Source organism: Sediminibacillus albus (genome assembly GCF_900101125.1).
In the GTDB taxonomy this organism is placed as follows: Bacteria; Bacillota; Bacilli; order Bacillales; family Amphibacillaceae; genus Sediminibacillus; species Sediminibacillus albus.
Genome location: NZ_FNFL01000004.1, coordinates 165,045 through 186,783 on the forward strand (window position 1 = coordinate 165,045; position 21,739 = coordinate 186,783).

Below are 21,739 nucleotides of genomic sequence, written 5' to 3' on the forward strand. Positions count from 1 at the left end.
CTTAGGAAGGGCTTTTTTGGCTGATAAGAAAGCCGTTTTATTTTTTTCAACTTGCAGAGATTGCAACGTAATCTGCCTAACCAAGAAGGGCAGTTATGTAGCTCGTTAAACTGTTCCACCGTACGCCAAGTACTCGTCTAATGCTTGCTGTAATGTTCCTTTGATAATAGCTTTATGCTCGAACAACAGATCTAAATCCACCATATTTTGCACAATTTCCGGCCGCAACCCTGTAATAACAGGCCTGCATCCCATCAAAGAAATACCATCCAGCAATTTTAAAAAGCGTTTGGCTATCTCTCCTTCCATCTCAGCAATTCCGGAAAAATCCAAGATCAATGTGTGAATCCGATGTCTGCCGATCTCTATTAAGACTTTTTCTTCGATCGTTTGAGTGCGGGAAGAATCAATCGTTCCGATTAAAGGTAAAATACTTACATAAGGGGTTACTGGAATAATCGGAACTGATAGATTTTGTACCAGCTCTCGTTGAGCTTCTATTAATTCATCCTTATACTTTGAATAATTAATAAAAAAGCCATTCAAAAACTGATCAATCAGCGCGTTGATTTTATTCTCCAATGTATAAAATCTGTCACGGTCGGCAGACTCATTGGTTTGCAAGTCATAATTATACAAGGCGACCCATAAGGTTCTGCGGATGGCTTGCACCCACTCCAGTTTAAAGGCCAATGTTAAGTTGAAATTAGCCCATGCGATTCCCTCACGCTTTGCAAAAGCGAGTAGTTCCTGTTCTTTTTCCTCCACTACATAGAGAACCAAAAGGTGTGCATTTTTTAATAAATTAATATTTCCGATTAATCGTATTTCTTCTATTTTCCCTCGAACGTTCACAGCTTCATTTAGTAATTTTTCTTCAAAGGGTTCTTTATTACTGATGAGAAACTCTTTTATACTCATGCTATCTTGATAAGTCCATTCCAAGAAAATCACTCCCTTTACGAAAAGATAAAAACATAGTTCCGGAAAATTATTCTACTAATGAAATAAAAAGAAAAATAGAATCTCTAACATTATAACAAATCCTGATTATTCATGAAATTATCTGCTACAGAGAAACATTTTGAAATGTTGCAAGCTCTGGATGGTTAAATGTTTGACTTATGGGTGAAGGGGAAGGGATATGGAGAAAATAACGGTGTAAACGAGTTAGGCACGTATAAAAAATTTTTTCATAAGATTTTAATAATAGCGTTTACAGCGGGAAATTAAGATGTCGTTGGTTCTTTACACCTGTGTTATAATCAAAGTTATGAAAAAAGGTCTGTTTTATTTTTTGTTCAGACTGACTGCTGCATCTGAGAACGAGGCTAACAAATTAAAGGAATGATCTGATTTGGTAAATTATCATCATGCATATAAAGAGATACTGAAGATAACTTCAGAAAGAAACGTAATGGTTGATGAATTATTGAAAAATCATACGTACACTAGATTAGGCGGAAAAGCAGATATTCTGGTTACTCCAGAGACGTTTGAAGAAGTTCAGGAATTAGTGAAACTTGCCCAACGGGAAGAGGTACCCTTTACACTTCTGGGGAATGGTTCAAATATGATTGTAAAAGACGGCGGCATCCGGGGTATAGTAATGAGCCAGAAGCGCTTTCAGGAAATTCGCACAAGTGGAAAGCGCATCGTAGCCCAAAGCGGCGCAGCAATCATTGAAGTTTCCCGTAGAGCATTAAGGGAAGAGCTGGCAGGTTTGGAATTTGCCTGCGGCATCCCCGGAACTGTCGGCGGTGCTCTGTTTATGAATGCAGGTGCCTATGGAGGAGAAATTAAAGATGTGCTGGAACATGCCGTAGTTGTTGACCCGGACGGAAACCTGTTAACGAAGGCGGCAGAAGATTTGGATTTAGAATACCGGACTAGCAATATCCCCGACAAAGGCTATATTGTGCTCGAGGCTAGCTTCAAATTGGAGCCAGGCAATTATAAGGATATTAAGGCTATCATGGATGATCTTACTTATAAACGAGAGTCGAAGCAGCCTTTGGAATATCCCTCCTGTGGCAGTGTTTTTAAACGGCCTCCTGGATATTTCGCTGGCAAGCTTATCCAGGACAGCGAGCTTCAGGGCAAAGGAGTTGGAGGAGCGGAAGTTTCCACCAAACACGCCGGATTTATTGTCAACAAAAATAATGCAACGGCTACTGAGTATATATCAGTGATTGAGTTGGTACAAAAAACTGTCGAAGAAAAATTCGGTGTATTCCTGGAGAGAGAAGTGAAAATCATTGGCGAAGACGCCGATGTAGATACACAAAAGTCCGTAAAGCAAAATTAATAGATTCTTCCAAACAGCAGCTCCTTATTTAGGAGCTGCTGTTTGTTTTTCTGATACAAAATTCAGCCGGAATGTTTCACTGTTCATTTCTTCCGCTGTTGGCAGGCGGCGGAGGGCGGGGTGAAGCGCCCAGACAATTGATACGATAAGCAGTCCAGCACCTGCACAAGAAAAAATTAACGAAGGGAAGGTGATGCTTGCCAAATAGCCTCCTGCCAAAGAACCTATAGGCATAGCGACAACACTCATACTGCGTGAAACTGTATTTATCCTGCCTAGTACGCTATTAGGCACGACCGTCTGCACGACTGCTGCAAACAAGACATTTGTTGCGCCAACAGGAAGCCAGGCAATACCGAACAAGACAGTCCCAAGTAAGACGGAAGGAATTAAAGCGCTGGCTATCCAGCATGCCGATCCAAAACAAAAGGCAACAATCGAGACCCGGCCAACAGCAAATTTACCGAACCAGGGACTTGCCAGTGCACCTATTAATGAACCACACGACATGGCTGCCAGATAGAATCCATAAATTTCAGCGCCGCCCTTACTGTCTGCAAACCCAGGCAAGACAGCCATAGCAGCACCGATGGCAAAATTGCAGGCAATCGATCCGATTAAAAAGGTGGCCATAAGAGAATGAAAAACGAGAGAAAAGCCCTCTTGCAAATCTTCCAAGTATTGCCGAAAAGCTGGTTTCAAACCTTTCTTTCCCATTGTTTGCTCCGTTTTTTCAGGAAGCTTAACACTCGCAAAAAGCAGAGCAGCAATAACAAATGTAATAGAGTCGGCTACATACAAGGTAACAGCTCCGACAGTTGCCACCAAAATCCCGGAAACAGCATTAAACACGAGGTCGATCCCTTGGTATGCAAAGGAAAACAAAGAATTCCCTTTTATCAACTCTTTATCGTTTAGTAGGATTGGAAGGGCCTTTGTCTGAGATGGATAAGCGAACTGTTCAATAAAAGATACAATTGGCATAATTACTAATACAAGCTGAACGGTTAGCAGGTTGAGAGTATAGGCAAACGGAATGATTAGTATAAGGATTGATTGCAGTATTTGTGTGATTACAAGCGTCCTTTTAATCGGCCATTTGTCTACAAAAGGACCGGTAACAAATTGTAATGCCATGGGCAGTAGCGTTAAGAATCCCGCCAATCCGGAATAAAAAGAACTGCCTCCCAAGTCGTAAACAAGCCACATGGCAGCCACATAGTAGACGCTGTCGCCGATATTTGTGACAATTCTTCCTAGAAACAGCCATAGGAAGTCTCGATTGCTGGTTAATAAAGACACGCAGGTTCCTCCCTTAATAAATAAAATTACTCGGTAAAAAAAATTTTACCGTATATGTAAAAAAAAGAATCTTAATCCGATTCTTTTTTGTTTTGTTCTGGAAGATTTATACGCTGAAACAACGGCTCATCTATTTCAAATCCGAAAGCAGTGATGCTGTATAGTTTTCCATTAGCATCCTTTTCCGCTTCGGCACTAGTTTCCCGCAGCTCTTCCATCAGGGAAAAGAACTTTTTCAGCCAGCGTTTAAATTGTTCTTCCGTTGCAGTAATTTCCCAAGTGGAGGAAAGATGGGACCACTCGGATGGATCAGATGTCGCCTTTTCCTGCTGAAAAGCTTCTGGTGGAGCAGTCAGCACCCTCATCTTCGTGCGCTCCAGCATTTGCGTGTACATTTGCCTGGATGCCTCGCTCAAGTCCTCTTTGTACGGAAGAAGCTGTTCGGAAGGAGAGAAGCCCCTTGCCGTTGATTGATAAAATTTTTGGATAATCCCGTTTTTCTCTTCTGTTTTCACTATTTCTACCAAGTCATTTTTGGCCAGCTCTTTCAGGTGATAATGAATTTTGGCGCGGGAAAGGTTAAATTGGGCAGCTAATTGCTGTCCTGTATAAGGTTTTTCCATTAGGCGCATCATTAATTGCCCGCGAAAAGGGTCGCTAAGTGCTTTTAGTTGTTCAAATGTCTTTAAAGTCATCATCTGTTCCAATGAGAAGCGCCTCCGTTTATAAATTTTACACGGTTAAAATAATTTAACTGTATAGTATCACAACCTGCCTCTGACGACAATCAAAAAACAGAATAAAGGAAATCAATTGACCGACTATTTTTCAAAATTAAGTAGATGGTTCAATTAGATGCATTTTTTAATAATTAATGCTATCATGATTTTAATCGAATAAAAATTCCTTTGGGGCAGGGTGTAAATCCCGACCGGCGGTGATGGGCGAACGTATGCCCTTAGTCCGTGACCCGCTTGCTAATTGCAGCGGTGGATTTGGTGCAATTCCAAAGCCGACAGTGAAAGTCTGGATGGGAAAAGGAAACGGATAAGCGTAGCTATACGTTTATTTTGATGCATAGGAAAAGAGGCATATAGCGCAAAGTGTTTGTTCTATATGGTCTTGTCACTATTTTCTTATGCGCTTTTACTATCTGTGTTGTTATTTCAAGCCCCGGTAAATACCGGGGCTTTTTTATGCTTATAGATAAGTTAGCAAAAAAGGGAATACCTGCTGGCTACCTTTGAATAGAAAGGATTGGTACAAGATGTCCTCGAAGGCCAAATACATGGATACAGCCTTGGCGATAGCTGAAGTAACGCTTGGGCAGACAAGCCCTAACCCTTCTGTAGGTGCTGTAGTAGTAAAGGATGGAAAAGTGCTTGGTATAGGCAGCCATTTACAGGCAGGTACAGAGCACGCGGAGGTCCATGCTTTAAAACAAGCAGGGGATTTAGCGGAAGGGGCTGACATATATGTAACATTGGAGCCTTGCTCACATCATGGCAAAACACCGCCATGCGCGGATTTAATAATCGAACGAAAGCTAGCCAGAGTATTTGTTGCCTGCTTGGATCCTAACCCGGAGATAGCTGGACGCGGAGTTGACAAATTAAGGCAAGCAGGGATAACAGTGGAGGTCGGCTTGAGAGAAGAAAGGGCAAGAGAATTAAACCGTAAATTCTTTAAACATATAAGGCATAAACGGCCGTATGTCACCTTGAAAGCCGCGGCGACATTAGATGGCAAAACAGCGACTGCCTCGGGAGACAGCCGCTGGATCACTTCCTCAGAGGCAAGGGAAGACGTCCACAAACAACGAGATCTACATGATGCAATACTTGTAGGGATTGGCACGGTATTACAGGATGATCCGTTATTAACCGCTAGACTCCCCCAGGGAAGCAAGAATCCGATTCGGATTGTGTTAGATACTCATTTGCGCATTCCGGAAGATAGTAAGCTATTAAACAGCCAAGAGGCAATGACTTGGGTGATTTGTGGTTCTTCAGCCAATACAGGGCAAGCTAAATGCAATAAGTCTCATGTGAAAGTATGGCAGTTGGACACACCGGAGATCCAGCTGGAAGCTGTCTTGGATTTATTGGGAGAGCAGAATGTCCAATCCGTTTATGTGGAGGGTGGCAGTGGTGTTCACGGTTCTTTTGTAGAAAAAAGCCTTTTTGATGAATGCCATTGGTATATAGCTCCGCGTTTGCTTGGTGGGATTGATGCTGTCACTTCCGTGGGCGGTATTTCTCCTCGACTAATGAAGGAAGGCAAACGATTAACTTTTACCTCCTTCACACAAATTGGCACCGATATAAAAATAATTGCAGTACCTGACAAGGGGGAACAATAAATTGTTTACCGGTATCGTTGAGGAAAAAGGAAAAATAAAGACAATCAAAAAAAACCGCAATTCATCGACATTAACGATCGAAGGAAAAACCGTCACAAAGGATGTAGCAATCGGTGAAAGCATCTCTGTTAATGGAGTATGTTTAACAGTAACAGCTTTCAATAACGATTGGTTTTCGGTGGATGTTATCCCGGAAACTTTCCGGACTTCTTCATTGGCAGGTGTAACGACAGGGATAGAAGTGAACCTGGAGAGAGCAATGCGAGCTTCGGATCGCTTTGGCGGCCACTTTGTATCGGGACATGTCGATGCAGTCGGAACGATAGCAAAACTTTGGGAAGAGGCAAATGCCCTTTATTTAACGATTGATGTCGCGGAGAAGGGCCTTCCTTATATTACAGAAAAAGGTTCGATTTCCGTGGATGGTACTTCGTTAACAGTCTTTGGCCTCTCTGAAAAAGGCTTTACGATTTCACTCATTCCGGAAACACAGCGAGCCACCATCCTCTCCCAAAAAAGGGAAGGGGATGTGGTCAATATAGAATATGACATGCTTGCCAAATATATGGATCGTCTTCTTTCGGCGAGATACCAAAACGAGAAAAAAAGCAATTCGGCAGCAGCGATCACAGTGGATAAATTACAACAATATGGTTTTTTAGAATAGGAGGACAGCTAATGTTCCAGACAATTGTCCAGGCGCTGGAAGATCTTCGGGCAGGGAAAATGGTAATTGTTGTCGATGATGAGGATCGTGAAAATGAAGGAGACTTTGTAATGTTAGCTGAACATGCTACTCCTGAAGCGGTCAATTTCATGGCAAAAGAAGGCCGGGGGCTGATTTGCACCCCGATGGATGAAACACTGGCAAAAAAATACCACTTGCATGCAATGGTTGAAGAAAATAGTGATACTTACGGTACAGCATTTACAATAAGTGTTGATCACAAGCTGACAGATACAGGTATTAGCGCCTATGATCGGGCGTTAACCATCCAAAAGCTGTTGGATGAACAAACAGAAGCGATTGATTTTAAGCGACCAGGGCATGTTTTTCCTTTAGTTGCTAAGAGTGCGGGAGTTTTAGTAAGGCCAGGGCATACAGAGGCTGCCGTGGATTTGGCACGGTTGGCTGGTGCTAAGCCAGCAGGTGTGATTTGTGAAATTATGAAAAATGACGGCACAATGGCCAGATTGCCGGATTTGGAAGAACTAGCCGAAAAGCATCAGTTATCATTGATTACTATTCAGGATTTAATTGCTTACCGGAAAGTGAATGATCAGTTAATCGAGAAGGAAATTGAAATTGATCTTCCTACCGAATATGGAGAATTCAAGCTGGCCGCTTATACTGAAAAAATAACTGGCAAGGAACATTTAGCCTTGTATAAAGGGGAATTAAATGCAGAGGACCCTGTATTGGCAAGAATTCATTCCGAGTGCCTGACCGGGGATGTGTTTGGCTCACACCGCTGTGATTGCGGCCCACAATTGGAACAAGCATTAAAGCAGATTGAAGAAGCTGGCAAAGGCGTCCTTATTTACATGCGCCAGGAAGGCCGGGGAATAGGTTTGCTAAATAAGCTAAAGGCTTATAAGCTCCAGGAACAAGGCTTTGATACAGTGGAAGCGAACCATCAGCTTGGCTTCCCTGCCGACTTGCGCGATTACGCAGTAAGTGCACAAATGCTGAAGGATTTAGGCATCCGTAAGCTTCATTTACTAACGAACAACCCAAGAAAGATATCGGGGTTAAATGAGTACGGGCTGGAAGTAGTTGAACGGAAGGCCATTCAAATACCGGCAAACAAAGACAATGAGAAGTACTTACAAACCAAAAAAACGAAACTCGATCACTTATTTAATTTTCACACTAAATAATACAAAAATGGAATGGAGGATATAAAATGAGCAAAATCTATGAAGGAAACCTGGTGGGTACTAATTTAAAAATCGGTATTGTCGTGGGCAGGTTTAATGAATTTATTACGAACAAATTGCTTAGCGGGGCGGAGGATACTTTAAGAAGACATGGCGTTGCTGAATCGGATGTGTCGATTGCCTGGGTGCCCGGAGCATTTGAAATTCCTCTGGTAACAAAAAAAATGGCTGCCTCAGGAAAGTTTGATGCAGTTATAGCCTTAGGTACAGTTATCAGAGGCTCGACCCCTCATTTTGATTATGTAAGCAGTGAAGTATCAAAAGGTGTAGCCAATGTATCGATGCAGGAGAACCTTCCTGTCATCTTCGGTGTTCTAACAACCGATACCATCGAACAGGCAATCGAACGGGCTGGAACGAAAGCCGGAAACAAAGGGGCCGAGGCGGCTGTATCTGCCATTGAAATGGCAAATCTAATGAATTCGTTTGAATAAAGCTGAACCGTATTATCTTCTTCTATTTGGAGGATAATACGGTTTTTTGTTGCCCATATAGTTTTTCTGTATGATAAGATAACAGAAAATACTTTAAGTAGGGGATGGCATGTTAACTTATGAAATCATAGAATCAAAATTGCAGGATATTAAACGATTGGATGATGAATTAGTTTGCCGCGAAATCGAAGAAGTAATAGCGAATTACCATTTAACAATTACCCAAAAAACTACTCTTCGTACTAAAAAAGGTTCTTACCATTGGCATACCAAAAAAGAAAAGCAAGCTGGGGTGCTGGAAATAACCTATTGGCCGCAAAAAGGGCGGTTATGGCTGGAAATAGCAGATAACCGCTTAGCAGACTGGAATCATTCCTTAATTGAGGATGCTGCCAACTGTTTGGCCGAGAGGTTTGCGGGAAAGATTGAGCGTTTAAAAGTTTAAACATTCCAGAGGTCTTGGCGTGAGCTGTTTGACAAAAAAGGACCCCAGGAGTAGAATGTGTACTTAGAAAACTAAATTAGTTTCCTTGATTTATTCATTAGCTTACAGGTAGGGGATTGAAAGTGAAAGACAGAATCACCAGGCAAGTAGTCGAAGAAATACAACGAAACGGTATGCGATTCACTGTGGACGATATTACCAACCAATTGGGCATTAGTAAAAAAACAATTTATGAACATTTTTCTTCAAAAGAAGAGATTATCGAAACGATTGTCGATAAAATGTTGGCTGAAACAGATCAAAAAACAAATGAACTAATGGCCGATGATTCTCTTTCTTTTATTGTTAAGATTAAACAGTTAATGCAAGTTCTTCCAGAATACTACCAAATTTATGACAGGCCTATTTTGGATGAAATGAAGCGCTTCTATCCTGATCAATGGGTGAAAATCGAAGCTTCCTTAGATGAGGATTGGGATGAACTGCAAGCTTTAATTGAAAGCGGCATTCAAACGGGCGAGATCGTATCTGGCTACTCCGTCGCTGTCATCATGAAGGTGCTGATCGAAGCGATCAATACCACGATGGATCAACATTTTTTTAATAAAAATAATATAACTGTTGCGGAAGCTTTATCACAAATCGTCGATATCTTGCTATATGGATTGGTACCTGAGAATAAAAGATAATAACTTTTATTCTTTTATTTCCCAAATGTAAACTAAAAAAACGTTTGGAGTTTATTAGTTTTACAATTCGATGCCGGGAAGTAATTAAAAGATGAAAATTTGTAAGGAGGTTTTTTTATGGCATATTTACTTTTGGCTGCTGCTATTGTTTGTGAAATTGTAGGGAGTTCGATGCTTAAGATGTCTGCCGGTTTTTCCAATCTTATTCCCGGTCTGGGAGCTATTGCTGGTTATGGATTGTCCTTTTATTTTCTGGCATTGGCATTGAAAGACTTGCCAATGGGATTGACCTATGCTCTGTGGGCTGGTATAGGGACAGTATTGACGGTAGCGATTGGCGTCATCTTTTGGAAAGAGCATTTTTCGCTGCAAATGCTGGTAGGCGTTAGTGCAATCGTCATCGGAGTAGTTGTCTTGAATATGCCAACAGGAGCGTGAAATAATCTTCCTGCTTAGCCATGTCGATGCTTAGCCGCTTGACAATCCTCTTGGAAGTTCATATAGTATTTATACATTTAAATAGTTAAAGCGATGACAAGGATTAGTACTGTAGCAAGCTGTTTATAGAGAGGGAATGGCTGGTGAGAATTTCCAACAGCTATACAGGAACCTGCCCTTGGAGCTCGGTATCGATAAAGATACATGCGGAGTTTTCCGTTATCAAGTAGAGTGCACAGGAAACGCTGTGAACAAGGGTGGTACCACCAAACCTCGGTCCCTTTTTTTGGGGATGGGGGTTTTTTGTATGGAAAAAAATAAAGTAGGTGACAAGATGGCGAAAAAAAATAAGCAGTTTGTAGAAAAGATAACCGCTATGGAAGAAGATTTCGCACAATGGTACACAGATGTTGTGAAACAGGCAGATTTAGTTGATTATGGCCCTGTAAGAGGCTCGATGATTATCCGGCCTTATGGTTACGCGATTTGGGAAAATATACGTGATATTTTAGATGCAAAAATAAAAGAAACCGGCCATGAAAATATGTACTTTCCTTTGTTTATTCCGGAAAGCATGCTGCAAAAGGAGAAAGACCATATCGAAGGTTTTGCCCCAGAGGTGGCTTGGGTAACCCATGGAGGCGACGAAGAGTTACAAGAGAGGTTGGTCGTCCGGCCGACGTCGGAAGTACTATTCGCCGAACATTATGGGAAAATTATTCATTCCTATCGTGATTTGCCGAAGCTATACAATCAGTGGAGCAATGTCGTTCGTTGGGAGAAAACAACCCGGCCATTTTTGCGTTCACTAGAGTTTTTATGGCAGGAAGGCCATACATGCCATGCAACAGATGAAGATGCCGCTGAAGAAACAAGACAAATGCTGGATGTCTATGCAAGTTTATTTGAGGATTACATGGCGATTCCTGTTTTGAAGGGAAGAAAAACAGCAAAGGAAAAGTTTGCAGGTGCGAAGTACACGCTAACGATAGAAAGCTTGATGCATGACGGCAAGGCCTTGCAAGCAGGTACTTCCCATCATTTAGGAACTGGATTTGCCGAAGCGTTTGACATCCGTTTTTCAGACGAAGCAGGGGAACTGCAGCCTGTTCATCAAACATCATGGGGATTTACGACACGGTCGATCGGGGCCATGATTATGGTACATGGGGATAACCGCGGCTTGGTGATACCTCCCAAAATAGCTTCCAAGCAAGTGATGATTGTGCCAGTTGCACAGCACAAAGAAGGTGTGCTTGATAAGGCGTATCAGCTGAAGACTCGTTTGAGCGATATAGCCAGAGTAGACATAGATGCAAGTGATAAGTCACCAGGATGGAAGTTCAATGAATATGAAATGAAAGGGATTCCTATCCGGTTAGAAATTGGCCCGAAGGATATAGAACAAGGCCATGCCGTACTTGTCCGACGGGATACAGGAGAAAAAATCTTCGCAGCGATGGAGGATTTGGAGACGAAAATCCTTGAATTGTTGGAAGACATACAAATAAACCTGTTTGAAAAGGCTAAAAATCATCGGGAAGACAAAACAAGCATTGCCAAGACAATGACAGAATTCAAAAACAGTCTGGAGAACAATCCAGGGTTTATCAAAGCGATGTGGTGCGGCGAACAAACCTGCGAGGAGAAAATAAAAGAAGAAACCAGCGCAACTTCCCGCTGCATCCCTTTTGAACAGGAAAAAGTCTCCGATACCTGCGTATATTGCAGCAAACCCGCACAACAACAAGTCTACTGGGCCAAAGCATATTAGAAAGAAAAGCGGAGGACACCGGTAGTGGCGTAAGGGGTGGACTGCCCTGTTCAAAATAAAGGAAAGCCAAAAAGACGGTTCATCTTTTTGAGTTTGACTTATTGAAGGAGCAGGGAGGGAAGCCCTCAAGCCACTGGTAGTCCGCAGCTAGCCAAAGAAAAGCGGAGGACACCGGTAGTGGCGTAAGGGGTGGACTGACCTGTTCAAGATAAAGGAAAGCCAAAAAGACGGTTCACTTTTTGAGCTTGATTTATTGAAGAATCAGGGAGGGAAGCCCTCAAGCTACTGTAAACCCATTGAAACTGTTTCGAAATTTTTTCTTTTTTGCTACCAGAAAAAGGTTTGCTCCTTCCGATATTAAGGGAATTGTTGTATAAACGTTTCTCATATTATGATTGGAGGGTAGTTTATGGATAAGTCCGAACGTGAACGAGGCAGTAAATTACCGGATCAGAAAGATGAAATTAAATTCAAGGAAACTCGGGACAAACAGGACAAGCGCGACACTTTCGCTGAACCACAAGAAGATTTTCCGATTGACCAGGTAGAAAAAGATGAAAAAGCAAACAAAAAGAAAACGACATCCTATAAAGATATCGACGTAGATTAAGGGGTTTGATTATCGGGCATTTATGGGATTAACCGATGAAACAACTACGGAAGGCCATTATGGATGGCTTGCAATCCGTAGTTTGTTTTATTGTTGGATCGCCTTTTGAATATCAGCTTCAATGGTTTCTGGTTTAGTCTTTGGTGCATACCGGTTGATAACAAGTCCGTCCCGGCCGATTAAAAACTTGGTGAAGTTCCATTTTATTTGATTGGAGAATAGACCTGATGATTGCTTTTGTAAATATGAAAATAAAGGATGGGCCTGCTTCCCTCTTACATTTATCTTACTGAACATTGGAAAGGTAACTCCATAATTCACCTTGCAAAATTCCTGAATATCCTCTTCAGATCCTGGTTCCTGATTCATAAACTGATTGCTTGGAAAGCCGAGTATTTTAAAGTCCGAATCCTTATATTTTTCATATAAATGCTGCAGCCCCTCGAATTGCGGAGTGAACCCGCATTTGCTTGCTGTATTGACGATTAATAAAACCTTTCCTTGATAATCCTGTAGTGATTTTTCTTCCCCGGTAATCGTTTCTGCTGAAAAGCGATAAATACTCATGAAACTCCTCCTTTAAAGGAAGGATAGCATAACCGGCATTTCAAATGAAAGCAGTCCCTCTTCAAACAAGGAAACTGCCAGTTTCGGGAAATTAAAAAAAGACAGCACCTTGGCTGTCTTTTTTAAAATTTGCTTTTATTGGGTTACTTCATCTTCCATTTCAATTCGTTTAAGTCTTGCTTCTATCTCTTCCTGCGATAAATTGTGTTCTTCCACATACATGTTTCTTGGAGACACACGGCATTCATGTGTACAGCCGCGCATGTATTTATGCTCGTTCTCTTCTGAACAGAGAATTTGTTTATTGCAATCAGGGTCAGCACAATTTACATAGCGTTCGCACGGTTTACCGTCAAAATAGTCTTTGCCGACAACTACATGTTCTTTACGATTGACTGGTACAGAAATCCGTTCGTCAAAGACATAAAGCTGTCCATCCCATAGCTCGCCTTGTACTTTGGGGTCTTGTCCATAAGTGACAATTCCGCCATGCAATTGACCGACGTCTTCAAAACCTTCTTTGACAAGCCAACCAGAAAACTTTTCGCAACGGATGCCGCCAGTGCAGTATGTGATAACTTTTTTGCCTTCTAATTTATCTTTATTTTCTTTTACCCACTCCGGCAATTCGCGGAAGGTTTCGATATCTGGCCGAATCGCTCCACGGAAGTGGCCAAGATCATACTCATAATCATTACGAGCGTCAAGGACGACGGTGTTATCATCTTTCATTGCCTCATAAAACTCTTGTGGGCTAAGGTAATTGCCAGTTACCTCTTTTGGATTGATATCGTCTTCCAGCCGGAGTGTCACAAGCTCAGGACGCGGGCGTACGTGCATCTTTTTGAAGGCATGTCCCTCTGATTCATCAACCTTGAAAGTCATGTCGGCAAAGCGAGGATCATTATGCATGTCTTCCATATATTTATTGGTTTGTTCCACTGTCCCTGAAACTGTTCCATTAATGCCTTCTTCTGCAACCAAAATACGGCCTTTCAGCCCCAAATCTTTACAGTATTTTAGGTGCTCATCGGCAAATGCTTCAGGATCCTCCATATGAACGTAATTATAATACAATAATACTTGAAATTTTTCTTTGCTCTCCATTTTTTTAACCACCTATCAATTCATATTTGCAAGATATAAATGTATTAGGCAGATGTATTCTTTTATACTCTTGCAAGAAGTTATTTTACCACGATTGAAACAAAAATAACAAGTCGTTATTACTATCCCTAATAACCAGTTATCCCATGTGAAAATGTTATGGTTAAAAACGTAAAACGGCCCTGTGTGAATGCATCGATAAACGGTAAAGATTAAATGGGAATGCAGGGTAAATTAGTTAAATTTCAAAAAAATCATGTATGCTCTTGCATTGTTTTGGAAAAAGTAGTAAAATGAAACAGTAATAAGAAATTGTTGGTTGAATATTTCTTTACGATCTCTTTAACAATAAGGTGATGTAAAGGTAATATCTTGATCCAATTACTTTATACTTTATTGTAAGGAGGTCATTTAATATGACAGGAAAAGTAAAATGGTTTAACGCAGACAAAGGTTTTGGATTTATCGAGCGTGAAGATGGGGACGATGTTTTCGTTCATTTCTCTGCTATCCAAACTGAAGGTTTCAAGACTCTTGAAGAAGGTCAAGAAGTTGAATTTGAAATCGTAGAAGGTAACCGCGGGCCACAAGCGTCTAACGTTAGCCCTCTATAATATAAACGACAAATAAAGTTGGTGCATCTCTTTACGGGATGCACCTTTTTTGTGTTTCTGCAAGCCCGTTAAACATAAACCAAACAGCCGGTGGTGTATAATAGGCATAACAAACTTAAGGTGGGGATTTCAGTGAAACAGTCTTTTAATTGGCATCAGGAAGCAGAAAAACAATGGAACGAACGTGCTTCATTTTGGAATGAAAACAGCAGGCAAATGTGGGACAATGGCAGCAGGAAAACAATTATACCTTTTATAAGCAAGCACGTCAGGAAAGAGGCTTCTATATTAGATGTCGGCTGCGGGGATGGTTATGGATCCTATAAACTGTGGCAGGCTGGTTATGCTGTAACAGGAGTAGACTTAGCGCCGGAAATGATACATAAGGCAAACAGGTTAGCGAACAATCGCTTGATGTTTCAGCAAGCAGATGTCATCCAGCTCTCTTTTGCTGATGAATCTTTTGATGGTATTATGGCTATAAATTCACTGGAATGGACCGAGCATCCGGCTCAAGCTTTACATGAACTGGACAGAATTTTAAAAAAAGGCGGATTAGCCTGCGTAGGTCTATTAGGACCGACGGCTGGTCCGAGAAATAACAGTTACCCCCGATTAAAAGGGGGGAAAGCAATTTGTAATACAATGATGCCATGGGAACTGCAAAAGTTAGTTGATGAACTCGGCTGGCAAACAATTGATGGGCAGGGAGTTTATAAACAGGAAGTCGATCAAGCACAGGTCGAAAGACTTCCTTTGGAATTAAAACAGGCGCTTACTTTTATGTGGTTATTCATGTTTCGAAAATGAGGGGTTGTTGAAAATGGAAAGAAACGAAATGGAACAAAAAATTATTGATCAATATCGGCAGGATGAAAATATGATGATTTTGGTTTTTGCTCAATGGTGTGTGAATCATGGGCTTAATCCGGAGGAATTGTATCATGAAGCATATCCCCAACAAGGCAAAAATCTAGAATTGGAAAAGACTTTGGAACTAACCGTACCGAAACAGGAATCGCAGGAGATTCCTTATGATACGGTACTGAGCGTTTTACAATTATTCGGCAATGATGACTTGGCTTTTATTGTGGCAAGGGAAATGGACAAGATAAATAAAAGAAAGGACGATTGACCCTTGTCGATTATTTATGGTCAGCTACATGAACCCATTTCAATTGCTGCTGGCCAAAGAGGGTGGGTTGTTTAAAGATCTGGGAGCCGCCCGCCGTACTAGCGGCTATTTCCCGCATTATTATTTAAACAATTTGATGAGAGCTTGGGTACCGCTGTTTTCTTCACCGTCTTCGGCAAGTTTTTGATAAAGAGATAGAGAAAGCTTTAACCCGGGTGTCAGCAGTCCCATCTCCTCTGCTGATTCCAAGGCGATTTTCATATCTTTAATAAAATGCTTTACATAAAAGCCGGGATCATAATTATCAGCAATCATGCGCGGGGCAAGATTGCTGAGCGACCAGCTGCCAGCAGCCCCTGTCGATATGCTGTTTAATACCCGTTCCGGATCCAATCCTGCTCTTTCAGCATAAGTGATGGATTCACATACACCAATCATGTTGGAAGCAATGGTAATTTGGTTGCTCATTTTTGTATGCTGTCCAGCCCCTGCGCCACCTTGGTAGACGACATTCTCCCCCAATGTCTCTAAGATAGGCAGTACTTCCTGATAGGCAGTCTCTGCACCTCCTGCCATAATAGCTAGCGTCCCGTTTCGCGCTCCAACATCTCCGCCTGAGACGGGAGCGTCCAGGGAGTAAATATGATGTTTTGTGGCTTGTTGGCTGATTTCTTCAGCTAACTTCGGTTTTGAAGTCGTCATATCGATTACATAACTGCCTGGTTTAGCATTCGCGAGGATGCCGCCATCGCCAAAGTATAGTTCTTCGACATCATGCGGATAGCCGACAATAGTAATCACAACATCTGAACCTGCCGCTAGTTCAGCTGCGGTTTGTTTCCATGCTGCCCCCTTCTTCAATAAATCCTCCGCTTTCTCTTTCGTTCTCGTATAAATATTTAAGCGATAGCCTGCTTTCATAAGATTAGCAGCCATACTTTTTCCCATTACTCCAGTGCCGATAAAACCAATTACGGTATCTTTTGTGAGAGCCAAAACCACTCCTCCTTTCTTTGTGCTACATCCACTATTTTCGACATCTTTCCTTAAAATCCTTGTCAGGGAATAAGTGAAAATTCGCCAAAAAAATTTTCGGGCATTAATTACCGCAGTATCACGGGCTTTTTTAAGTAAGAAGAAAAAATAAGGGAAATAATTGGTTTGCAAGAAAAAAATGATTATGATAAAGTCATAATTAATACAATATATTGTTATTCAATTAAAAACAAACACTATATGTAGTTTATATGCGAGTAAAGGTGACATCTTTGTCTGAAAAGGGAATCCGGTGAAAATCCGGAACTGTCCCCGCAACTGTAAGTGTGGACGAAAGAGAATTTCCACTAAATCGATCAGCTTTCCGGCGGCGATTTGGGAAGGTCTTTAGTAGGCTGAAGCACAAGTCAGGAGACCTGCCTCTGCTTGCGTGTTTCATTTCTTCGGGGACTGGGGGATGAAAACGATAGACCAAGATATAGAGGTATTTTCTCATTCTATAACTGATTTCTGTCGTTTTCTGTCCGCTCATGTCACTCATGGGCGGATTTTTTTCTGTCTAAATTAAGCTGTCGCGTTGGATAAAGAAGAGGAGGAAAACAATTATGATGGAAACAGAAGTACAAACAAGCAATTGGAAAACCAGCATACAAAAACTTTTAGGTGAGAGGTTTCCTGAGATGGATATAGAGTCATTGCTTCAGCATGGCGAAAAGGTACTTGAGCAGAAGCCATGGTTATCTGATGAAGAATGGGTCCATCAATTGATCTTGGAGGCATTGGCTTACTTAGATGAAAATGAACCTAATTGGACGTATGTCGCCTCTGCTTTATACTTAGAAATACTATACAAACAGGCTTCTATCAATAGGGGATACGATTCTAACCAAAAATACGGCGCTTTTATAGACTTAGTTACTCATTTAACTAATATTGGCATTTATCATCCAGGGCTTCTAGATACGTACTCTAAACAGGAAATATCGGAATTAGCCAAGGAAATTGATCCTGAAAAAGATGCTATGTTTACCTATATTGGGCTGCGGACCCTTGCAGACCGTTATATCGCTAAGGATTATCAAGGGGAAGTATTTGAGCTTCCACAAGAGCGGTTTATGATTATTTGCATGACATTAATGAAAAACGAGCCAAAGCAAAAGCGTGTATCCTTAGTAAAAGAAGCCTATTGGGCATTAAGTAATTTATATATGACGGTTGCTACTCCGACGCTTTCTAATGCGGGGAAGAGCTATGGCCAGTTATCAAGCTGTTTCATCGATACAGTGGATGACAGTTTGCAGGGAATATTTGATAGTAATACCGACATCGCTAACCTTTCTAAAAATGGCGGAGGGATTGGCGTTTATTTAGGCAAAATCCGAAGCAGAGGCAGTGCTATTAAAGGGTTTAACGGAGCATCCTCCGGAGTATTGCCATGGATGAAACAGCTAAACAACACGGCTGTCAGCGTTGATCAGCTCGGACAGCGTAAAGGCGCTATTTGTGTTTATCTTGATATATGGCATAAAGATATTTCTTCATTTTTGGATGCAAAATTGAACAATGGGGACGAGCGTTACCGGACACACGATTTATTCACAGGCATTTGCCTGCCGGATTTATTTATGGAACAAGTCCAAGCCAGGGAAAACTGGTACTTGTTTGATCCTCATGAAGTTAGAAGAGTGATGGGTTACTCTTTGGAAGATTACTATGATGAAGAAAAAGGCAGCGGAAGTTTCCGGCAGAAGTACTGGGAATGTGTCGCCCATCCGGATTTAACCAAGGAAGAAGTGCCGGCCATTGATATTATGAAACGGGTGTTGAAAAGCCAATTGGAGACTGGCGGACCATTTATGTTTTACCGTGATGAAGTAAACCGCCACAATCCAAATAGTCATCTGGGCATGGTATATTCCAGTAACTTATGCACGGAAATCACCCAAAATCAAAGCCCAACCATTGTAACAGAACAACAGACTGTTGACGGTGCAATTGTCATTAATAAACAACCAGGAGATTTTGTAGTATGCAATTTGTCCTCCATCCATCTTGGAAGAGCAGTAACTGAGGAAGTCCTTGAGCGGCTGATCCCAATCCAGGTGCGAATGCTGGACAACGTCATTGATTTGAATACCATTCCTGTATTACAAGCTCAGATCACGAATCAAAAATACCGGGCAATTGGCCTTGGAACATTCGGCTGGCATCATTTGCTTGCTTTGAAAAAAATTAAATGGGAAAGCGATGAGGCTGTTGAATATGCAGATAAACTTTATGAAAAAATCGCTTTTCTCACCATTAAATCAAGTATGGAACTTGCAAGTGAAAAGGGAGCTTGTGCGGCATTCGCCGGTTCTGATTGGGAAAATGGCCGGTATTTTGACCAGAAGGGTTATTCAGCTAAACAGGATACCCAAGTGGATTGGGCCAAGTTGAAAGAACAAGTGCAGGAAGTTGGCGTGCGCAACAGTTACTTGATGGCCGTTGCCCCGAACTCCTCGACTTCCTTGATTGCAGGAAGTACGGCAAGTATTGATCCTATTTTCCAAAAGTTTTATTCGGAAGAAAAGAAGGATTATAAAATTCCTGTTACAGCTCCAGACTTAGATGCAGAAACCACTTGGTATTATAAGTCTGCTTACTTTGTGGACCAGCACTGGAGCATTCAACAAAACGCAGCTAGGCAAAAGCATATTGACCAAAGCGTGTCCTTCAATATGTATGTGCCGAATACAGTTCAGGCAAAAGAGTTATTAGCGCTTCATATGGATGCTTGGAAATCCGGTCTTAAGACGACTTACTATTTACGCTCAACATCATCTGACTTAATTGATTGCGAATCATGTTCCAGCTAAAGAAAGGGGAAAAAATATGACTGTATCTCTAAATAAACGTAAGCTAATGGATAAAACAGCTCCGAATAATTCAACAAGTATTATAAACGGTCAGAGTTCAAATATACTCAATTGGGATGATGTGCGGTTTTCCTGGGCTTATCCCAAATATAAAAAAATGCTTTCGAATTTTTGGACCCCTTTTGAGATCAATATGTCCCAGGATATGAAGCATTTTCCCGAACTTTCTAAAGACGAAAAGGAAGCCTTTTTAAAAATAATTGGACTGCTGGCACTGCTTGATAGTATCCAAACAGACTATGCCGGCAAAGTTGCTGATTATTTAACAGACTCCAGTTTGAATGCCTTGATGATCATCCTGGCCCAGCAGGAGGTTATCCATAATCATTCCTACTCCTATGTCTTATCAAGCCTGGTTTCTAAGCAGAAACAAGACGAGGTCTTTGAATTTTGGCGGACAGAACCCATTTTGCAGAAGAGAAATGATTTTATAACAGATGGTTACCAGGCCTTTGCTGAACAACCAAGCATCGATAACTTGCTCAAATCCATTGTATTTGATGTTATTCTGGAAGGCTTGTTCTTTTACTCTGGATTTGCTTTCTTTTACCATCTGGCCAGGAACCAGAAAATGGTGGCAACATCGACAATGATTAATTACATCAATCGGGATGAACAACTCCACGTAGATTTATTTGTTCGTATCTACAAGGAAGTTTTAGCAGAAAATCCGGAATACAATACAAAAGAGTTAGAAACTTTTGTATATGACACTTTTAAGCAAGCAGCTCACTTGGAAATTGAATGGGCCCGGCATATTATCGGGAATAAAATAGACGGTATCTTACTGCAGGATGTAGAAGATTATATTAAGTTTTATGCCAACACAAGGTGTAAGCAGCTTGGCTATGAAAAGCCCTATCCGAACATAACCAAAAATCCATTGCGCTGGATAAAAGCTTATGAGGAAGTTGATTTAGGCAAATCCGACTTTTTCGAACAAAAATCAAGACAATATACGAAAGTGAATTATACAGATAACGGTTTTGATGATCTTTAAAAAATGTGTGAGGGGCGAGATTGGGACAAAAGGATAGTGCCAAAGCAAAAATCGAACGATGATTCGAAATCCTTAGGATTCGAACTCGTTCGATTTTTCTTTTCGAATTTTAATAAGGTTGGGTGCTTAAACTTGTGCAGCAGCACACTTTGCTTTCCGTGGGCACGGCCTCAGCCTCCTTGAAAATTAAGGAGCTTTTTTGGCTGCGATGTTAGGGCTGTTGGTTGAAGACAGTACACAGACTTTCAGTGGAGGAAATCCACGGAGACTCCTGCGGGAGAAAAGGCCTCGGTGAGACCCCGCAGAGCGCAAGCTCGAGGAGGCTCACCAACCGCCCGCGGAAAGCGTAGTGTATTTCCGCAGCGCAGTACGAATACTTATCTGATACTACTGTTAATCGCCATATATATTCCATTGCGTCATCAATCGAATGCTTAAAGATGTCCTTTTAAAGCTTCCTGCGCTGTCATCGTTCGGTTATTGTAAGCGGATGTATGTTATGTCCCTACCTCGTTTTTTGGATGAAAAAGTATTGGATACTTTACAGAAATGGTCGGCTGCCTAAAATAAATACTATACGTATAAACAAAGCTGCTGGCAGCACGCTATTTAAGGAGGCATTTGATGAGCTGGAAGCTAAAAACATTCAAACAACTGAACCCAGAAGAGCTTTATGCCATTATTCAGACAAGAATCGATGTATTTGTAGTTGAACAAAACTGTCCTTACCGTGAACTCGATGGCCATGATAAACAGGCTGTTCATTTACTTTACGCAGAAAACGGCACAATTATAGCTTATGCCCGTCTCCTTCCTCGCGAAACAGTTTATCCACAGGCATCTATCGGCCGGGTGTTGGTACATGGTCAGCACCGGAAAAAAGGTTTCGCCAAAGCATTGCTGGGAAAATCTATTGAGTATATCGCTACAGAATGGAAGGAAAAGGAAATAAAAATCCAGGCACAAGCGTATTTGCGTAATTTTTATAGCTCCTTTGGCTTTAAAGCAATTTCCGGAATATACCTTGATGACGGCATTCCCCACATAGATATGCAACTCGTTTTGAAGTAAACAATAAAGGGAGAATTCTGCGCCTTAA

Annotated in this window: 22 protein-coding genes, 2 riboswitches and 1 other annotated feature; of the genes, 16 read left to right on the forward strand and 6 right to left on the reverse strand. The window is 41.5% G+C overall.

Annotation, left to right across the window (positions count from 1 at the left end; genetic code table 11):
* Positions 1 to 105 precede the first annotated feature (105 nt).
* The gene (locus tag BLR93_RS12520; RefSeq protein WP_093215304.1) at positions 106 to 921 is read right to left on the reverse strand and encodes an STAS domain-containing protein; all 816 of its coding nucleotides are present in this window, start codon (positions 919 to 921) and stop codon (positions 106 to 108) included.
* Between the two features lie 436 nt (positions 922 to 1,357).
* Here BLR93_RS12520 and murB point away from each other — a divergent pair, with 436 nt between their 5' ends.
* Positions 1,358 to 2,308 (forward strand): UDP-N-acetylmuramate dehydrogenase, encoded by a 951-nt coding sequence (gene murB, locus BLR93_RS12525; RefSeq protein ID WP_093215106.1) that lies wholly within the window; start codon positions 1,358 to 1,360, stop codon positions 2,306 to 2,308.
* Positions 2,309 to 2,332: 24 nt separating this feature from the next.
* Here murB and BLR93_RS12530 read toward each other — a convergent pair whose 3' ends face one another.
* Positions 2,333 to 3,610: an MFS transporter gene (locus tag BLR93_RS12530; RefSeq protein ID WP_093215109.1), complete on the reverse strand. Its 1,278-nt coding sequence runs from the start codon at positions 3,608 to 3,610 to the stop codon at positions 2,333 to 2,335.
* A gap of 71 nt (positions 3,611 to 3,681) precedes the next feature.
* A complete protein-coding gene (locus tag BLR93_RS12535) occupies positions 3,682 to 4,317 on the reverse strand; it encodes an ArsR/SmtB family transcription factor (RefSeq protein ID WP_093215111.1) in 636 nt (211 codons plus the stop codon).
* A 193-nt stretch (positions 4,318 to 4,510) separates the two neighbouring features.
* A riboswitch (FMN riboswitch) is annotated at positions 4,511 to 4,656 on the forward strand.
* Between the two features lie 221 nt (positions 4,657 to 4,877).
* Here BLR93_RS12535 and ribD point away from each other — a divergent pair.
* The 9 genes from ribD (at position 4,878) to BLR93_RS12580 (ending at position 12,303) form a co-directional block, all read left to right on the forward strand.
* On the forward strand, positions 4,878 to 5,972 hold the full coding sequence (gene ribD, locus BLR93_RS12540; protein ID WP_093215114.1) for a bifunctional diaminohydroxyphosphoribosylaminopyrimidine deaminase/5-amino-6-(5-phosphoribosylamino)uracil reductase RibD: 1,095 nt from the start codon (positions 4,878 to 4,880) through the stop codon (positions 5,970 to 5,972).
* A 1-nt stretch (position 5,973) separates the two neighbouring features.
* Positions 5,974 to 6,639: a riboflavin synthase gene (gene ribE, locus BLR93_RS12545; protein WP_093215116.1), complete on the forward strand. Its 666-nt coding sequence runs from the start codon at positions 5,974 to 5,976 to the stop codon at positions 6,637 to 6,639.
* A gap of 11 nt (positions 6,640 to 6,650) precedes the next feature.
* On the forward strand, positions 6,651 to 7,853 hold the full coding sequence (locus BLR93_RS12550; protein ID WP_093215119.1) for a bifunctional 3,4-dihydroxy-2-butanone-4-phosphate synthase/GTP cyclohydrolase II: 1,203 nt from the start codon (positions 6,651 to 6,653) through the stop codon (positions 7,851 to 7,853).
* A gap of 26 nt (positions 7,854 to 7,879) precedes the next feature.
* The gene (ribH, locus tag BLR93_RS12555; RefSeq protein WP_093215121.1) at positions 7,880 to 8,347 is read left to right on the forward strand and encodes a 6,7-dimethyl-8-ribityllumazine synthase; all 468 of its coding nucleotides are present in this window, start codon (positions 7,880 to 7,882) and stop codon (positions 8,345 to 8,347) included.
* Positions 8,348 to 8,456: 109 nt separating this feature from the next.
* Positions 8,457 to 8,792 carry a hypothetical protein gene (locus tag BLR93_RS12560; RefSeq protein ID WP_093215124.1) on the forward strand — a complete coding sequence of 112 codons (336 nt, stop codon included), beginning with the start codon at positions 8,457 to 8,459 and terminating at the stop codon, positions 8,790 to 8,792.
* Positions 8,793 to 8,914: 122 nt separating this feature from the next.
* Entirely contained in the window at positions 8,915 to 9,481 is a 567-nt protein-coding gene (locus tag BLR93_RS12565; protein ID WP_093215126.1) for a TetR/AcrR family transcriptional regulator, read from the forward strand.
* Positions 9,482 to 9,598: 117 nt separating this feature from the next.
* Positions 9,599 to 9,919: a DMT family transporter gene (locus BLR93_RS12570; protein ID WP_093215129.1), complete on the forward strand. Its 321-nt coding sequence runs from the start codon at positions 9,599 to 9,601 to the stop codon at positions 9,917 to 9,919.
* An 84-nt stretch (positions 9,920 to 10,003) separates the two neighbouring features.
* Positions 10,004 to 10,204, forward strand: a binding site (T-box leader).
* A gap of 49 nt (positions 10,205 to 10,253) precedes the next feature.
* On the forward strand, positions 10,254 to 11,693 hold the full coding sequence (gene proS, locus BLR93_RS12575) for a proline--tRNA ligase (RefSeq protein WP_093215307.1): 1,440 nt from the start codon (positions 10,254 to 10,256) through the stop codon (positions 11,691 to 11,693).
* 409 nt (positions 11,694 to 12,102) lie between these two features.
* Positions 12,103 to 12,303 (forward strand): hypothetical protein, encoded by a 201-nt coding sequence (locus BLR93_RS12580; RefSeq protein WP_093215131.1) that lies wholly within the window; start codon positions 12,103 to 12,105, stop codon positions 12,301 to 12,303.
* A gap of 87 nt (positions 12,304 to 12,390) precedes the next feature.
* On the opposite strand, the gene BLR93_RS12585 is transcribed toward BLR93_RS12580, so the two are convergent.
* Positions 12,391 to 12,870, reverse strand: coding sequence for a glutathione peroxidase (locus BLR93_RS12585; RefSeq protein ID WP_093215134.1), 480 nt, complete (start codon positions 12,868 to 12,870; stop codon positions 12,391 to 12,393).
* A 135-nt stretch (positions 12,871 to 13,005) separates the two neighbouring features.
* Positions 13,006 to 13,977 (reverse strand): oxygen-dependent tRNA uridine(34) hydroxylase TrhO, encoded by a 972-nt coding sequence (gene trhO, locus BLR93_RS12590; RefSeq protein WP_093215136.1) that lies wholly within the window; start codon positions 13,975 to 13,977, stop codon positions 13,006 to 13,008.
* Between the two features lie 416 nt (positions 13,978 to 14,393).
* Here trhO and BLR93_RS12595 point away from each other — a divergent pair, with 416 nt between their 5' ends.
* The 3 genes from BLR93_RS12595 to BLR93_RS12605 all read left to right on the forward strand — a co-directional run bounded on the left by BLR93_RS12595 (position 14,394) and on the right by BLR93_RS12605 (position 15,726).
* Positions 14,394 to 14,591: a cold shock domain-containing protein gene (locus BLR93_RS12595; protein WP_093215138.1), complete on the forward strand. Its 198-nt coding sequence runs from the start codon at positions 14,394 to 14,396 to the stop codon at positions 14,589 to 14,591.
* Between the two features lie 132 nt (positions 14,592 to 14,723).
* Entirely contained in the window at positions 14,724 to 15,401 is a 678-nt protein-coding gene (locus BLR93_RS12600) for a class I SAM-dependent methyltransferase (RefSeq protein ID WP_245690144.1), read from the forward strand.
* Between the two features lie 13 nt (positions 15,402 to 15,414).
* Positions 15,415 to 15,726, forward strand: coding sequence for a hypothetical protein (locus BLR93_RS12605; protein WP_093215140.1), 312 nt, complete (start codon positions 15,415 to 15,417; stop codon positions 15,724 to 15,726).
* 120 nt (positions 15,727 to 15,846) lie between these two features.
* Here the strand turns inward: BLR93_RS12605 and BLR93_RS12610 are convergent, their stop codons facing one another.
* Positions 15,847 to 16,722 (reverse strand): NAD(P)-dependent oxidoreductase, encoded by an 876-nt coding sequence (locus BLR93_RS12610; RefSeq protein ID WP_093215143.1) that lies wholly within the window; start codon positions 16,720 to 16,722, stop codon positions 15,847 to 15,849.
* A 244-nt stretch (positions 16,723 to 16,966) separates the two neighbouring features.
* Positions 16,967 to 17,160, forward strand: a riboswitch (cobalamin riboswitch).
* A gap of 143 nt (positions 17,161 to 17,303) precedes the next feature.
* Between BLR93_RS12610 and BLR93_RS12615 the strand changes: the two genes are divergently transcribed.
* From BLR93_RS12615 to BLR93_RS12625, 3 genes are all read left to right on the forward strand, one after another.
* On the forward strand, positions 17,304 to 19,580 hold the full coding sequence (locus tag BLR93_RS12615) for a ribonucleoside-diphosphate reductase subunit alpha (protein WP_342720569.1): 2,277 nt from the start codon (positions 17,304 to 17,306) through the stop codon (positions 19,578 to 19,580).
* Positions 19,581 to 19,596: 16 nt separating this feature from the next.
* Positions 19,597 to 20,640: a ribonucleotide-diphosphate reductase subunit beta gene (locus BLR93_RS12620; protein WP_093215148.1), complete on the forward strand. Its 1,044-nt coding sequence runs from the start codon at positions 19,597 to 19,599 to the stop codon at positions 20,638 to 20,640.
* A gap of 624 nt (positions 20,641 to 21,264) precedes the next feature.
* Positions 21,265 to 21,711, forward strand: a complete 447-nt coding sequence (locus tag BLR93_RS12625) for a GNAT family N-acetyltransferase (protein WP_093215150.1) — start codon at positions 21,265 to 21,267, stop codon at positions 21,709 to 21,711.
* The last annotated feature ends 28 nt before the right edge of the window (positions 21,712 to 21,739 follow it).

Excerpts from the sequence above, each read along its gene's own strand:
- ribH (WP_093215121.1), top strand. The coding sequence starts at position 7,880 with ATGAGCAAAATCTATGAAGGAAACCTGGTGGGTACTAATTTAAAAATC.
- BLR93_RS12570 (WP_093215129.1), top strand. The coding sequence starts at position 9,599 with ATGGCATATTTACTTTTGGCTGCTGCTATTGTTTGTGAAATTGTAGGG.
- ribD (WP_093215114.1), top strand. The coding sequence starts at position 4,878 with ATGTCCTCGAAGGCCAAATACATGGATACAGCCTTGGCGATAGCTGAA.
- BLR93_RS12605 (WP_093215140.1), top strand. The coding sequence starts at position 15,415 with ATGGAAAGAAACGAAATGGAACAAAAAATTATTGATCAATATCGGCAG.
- BLR93_RS12520 (WP_093215304.1), bottom strand. The coding sequence starts at position 921 with ATGAGTATAAAAGAGTTTCTCATCAGTAATAAAGAACCCTTTGAAGAA.
- BLR93_RS12585 (WP_093215134.1), bottom strand. The coding sequence starts at position 12,870 with ATGAGTATTTATCGCTTTTCAGCAGAAACGATTACCGGGGAAGAAAAA.
- BLR93_RS12550 (WP_093215119.1), top strand. The coding sequence starts at position 6,651 with ATGTTCCAGACAATTGTCCAGGCGCTGGAAGATCTTCGGGCAGGGAAA.
- BLR93_RS12625 (WP_093215150.1), top strand. The coding sequence starts at position 21,265 with ATGAGCTGGAAGCTAAAAACATTCAAACAACTGAACCCAGAAGAGCTT.
- BLR93_RS12580 (WP_093215131.1), top strand. The coding sequence starts at position 12,103 with ATGGATAAGTCCGAACGTGAACGAGGCAGTAAATTACCGGATCAGAAA.
- trhO (WP_093215136.1), bottom strand. The coding sequence starts at position 13,977 with ATGGAGAGCAAAGAAAAATTTCAAGTATTATTGTATTATAATTACGTT.
- BLR93_RS12620 (WP_093215148.1), top strand. The coding sequence starts at position 19,597 with ATGACTGTATCTCTAAATAAACGTAAGCTAATGGATAAAACAGCTCCG.
- BLR93_RS12560 (WP_093215124.1), top strand. The coding sequence starts at position 8,457 with ATGTTAACTTATGAAATCATAGAATCAAAATTGCAGGATATTAAACGA.
- proS (WP_093215307.1), top strand. The coding sequence starts at position 10,254 with ATGGCGAAAAAAAATAAGCAGTTTGTAGAAAAGATAACCGCTATGGAA.
- BLR93_RS12595 (WP_093215138.1), top strand. The coding sequence starts at position 14,394 with ATGACAGGAAAAGTAAAATGGTTTAACGCAGACAAAGGTTTTGGATTT.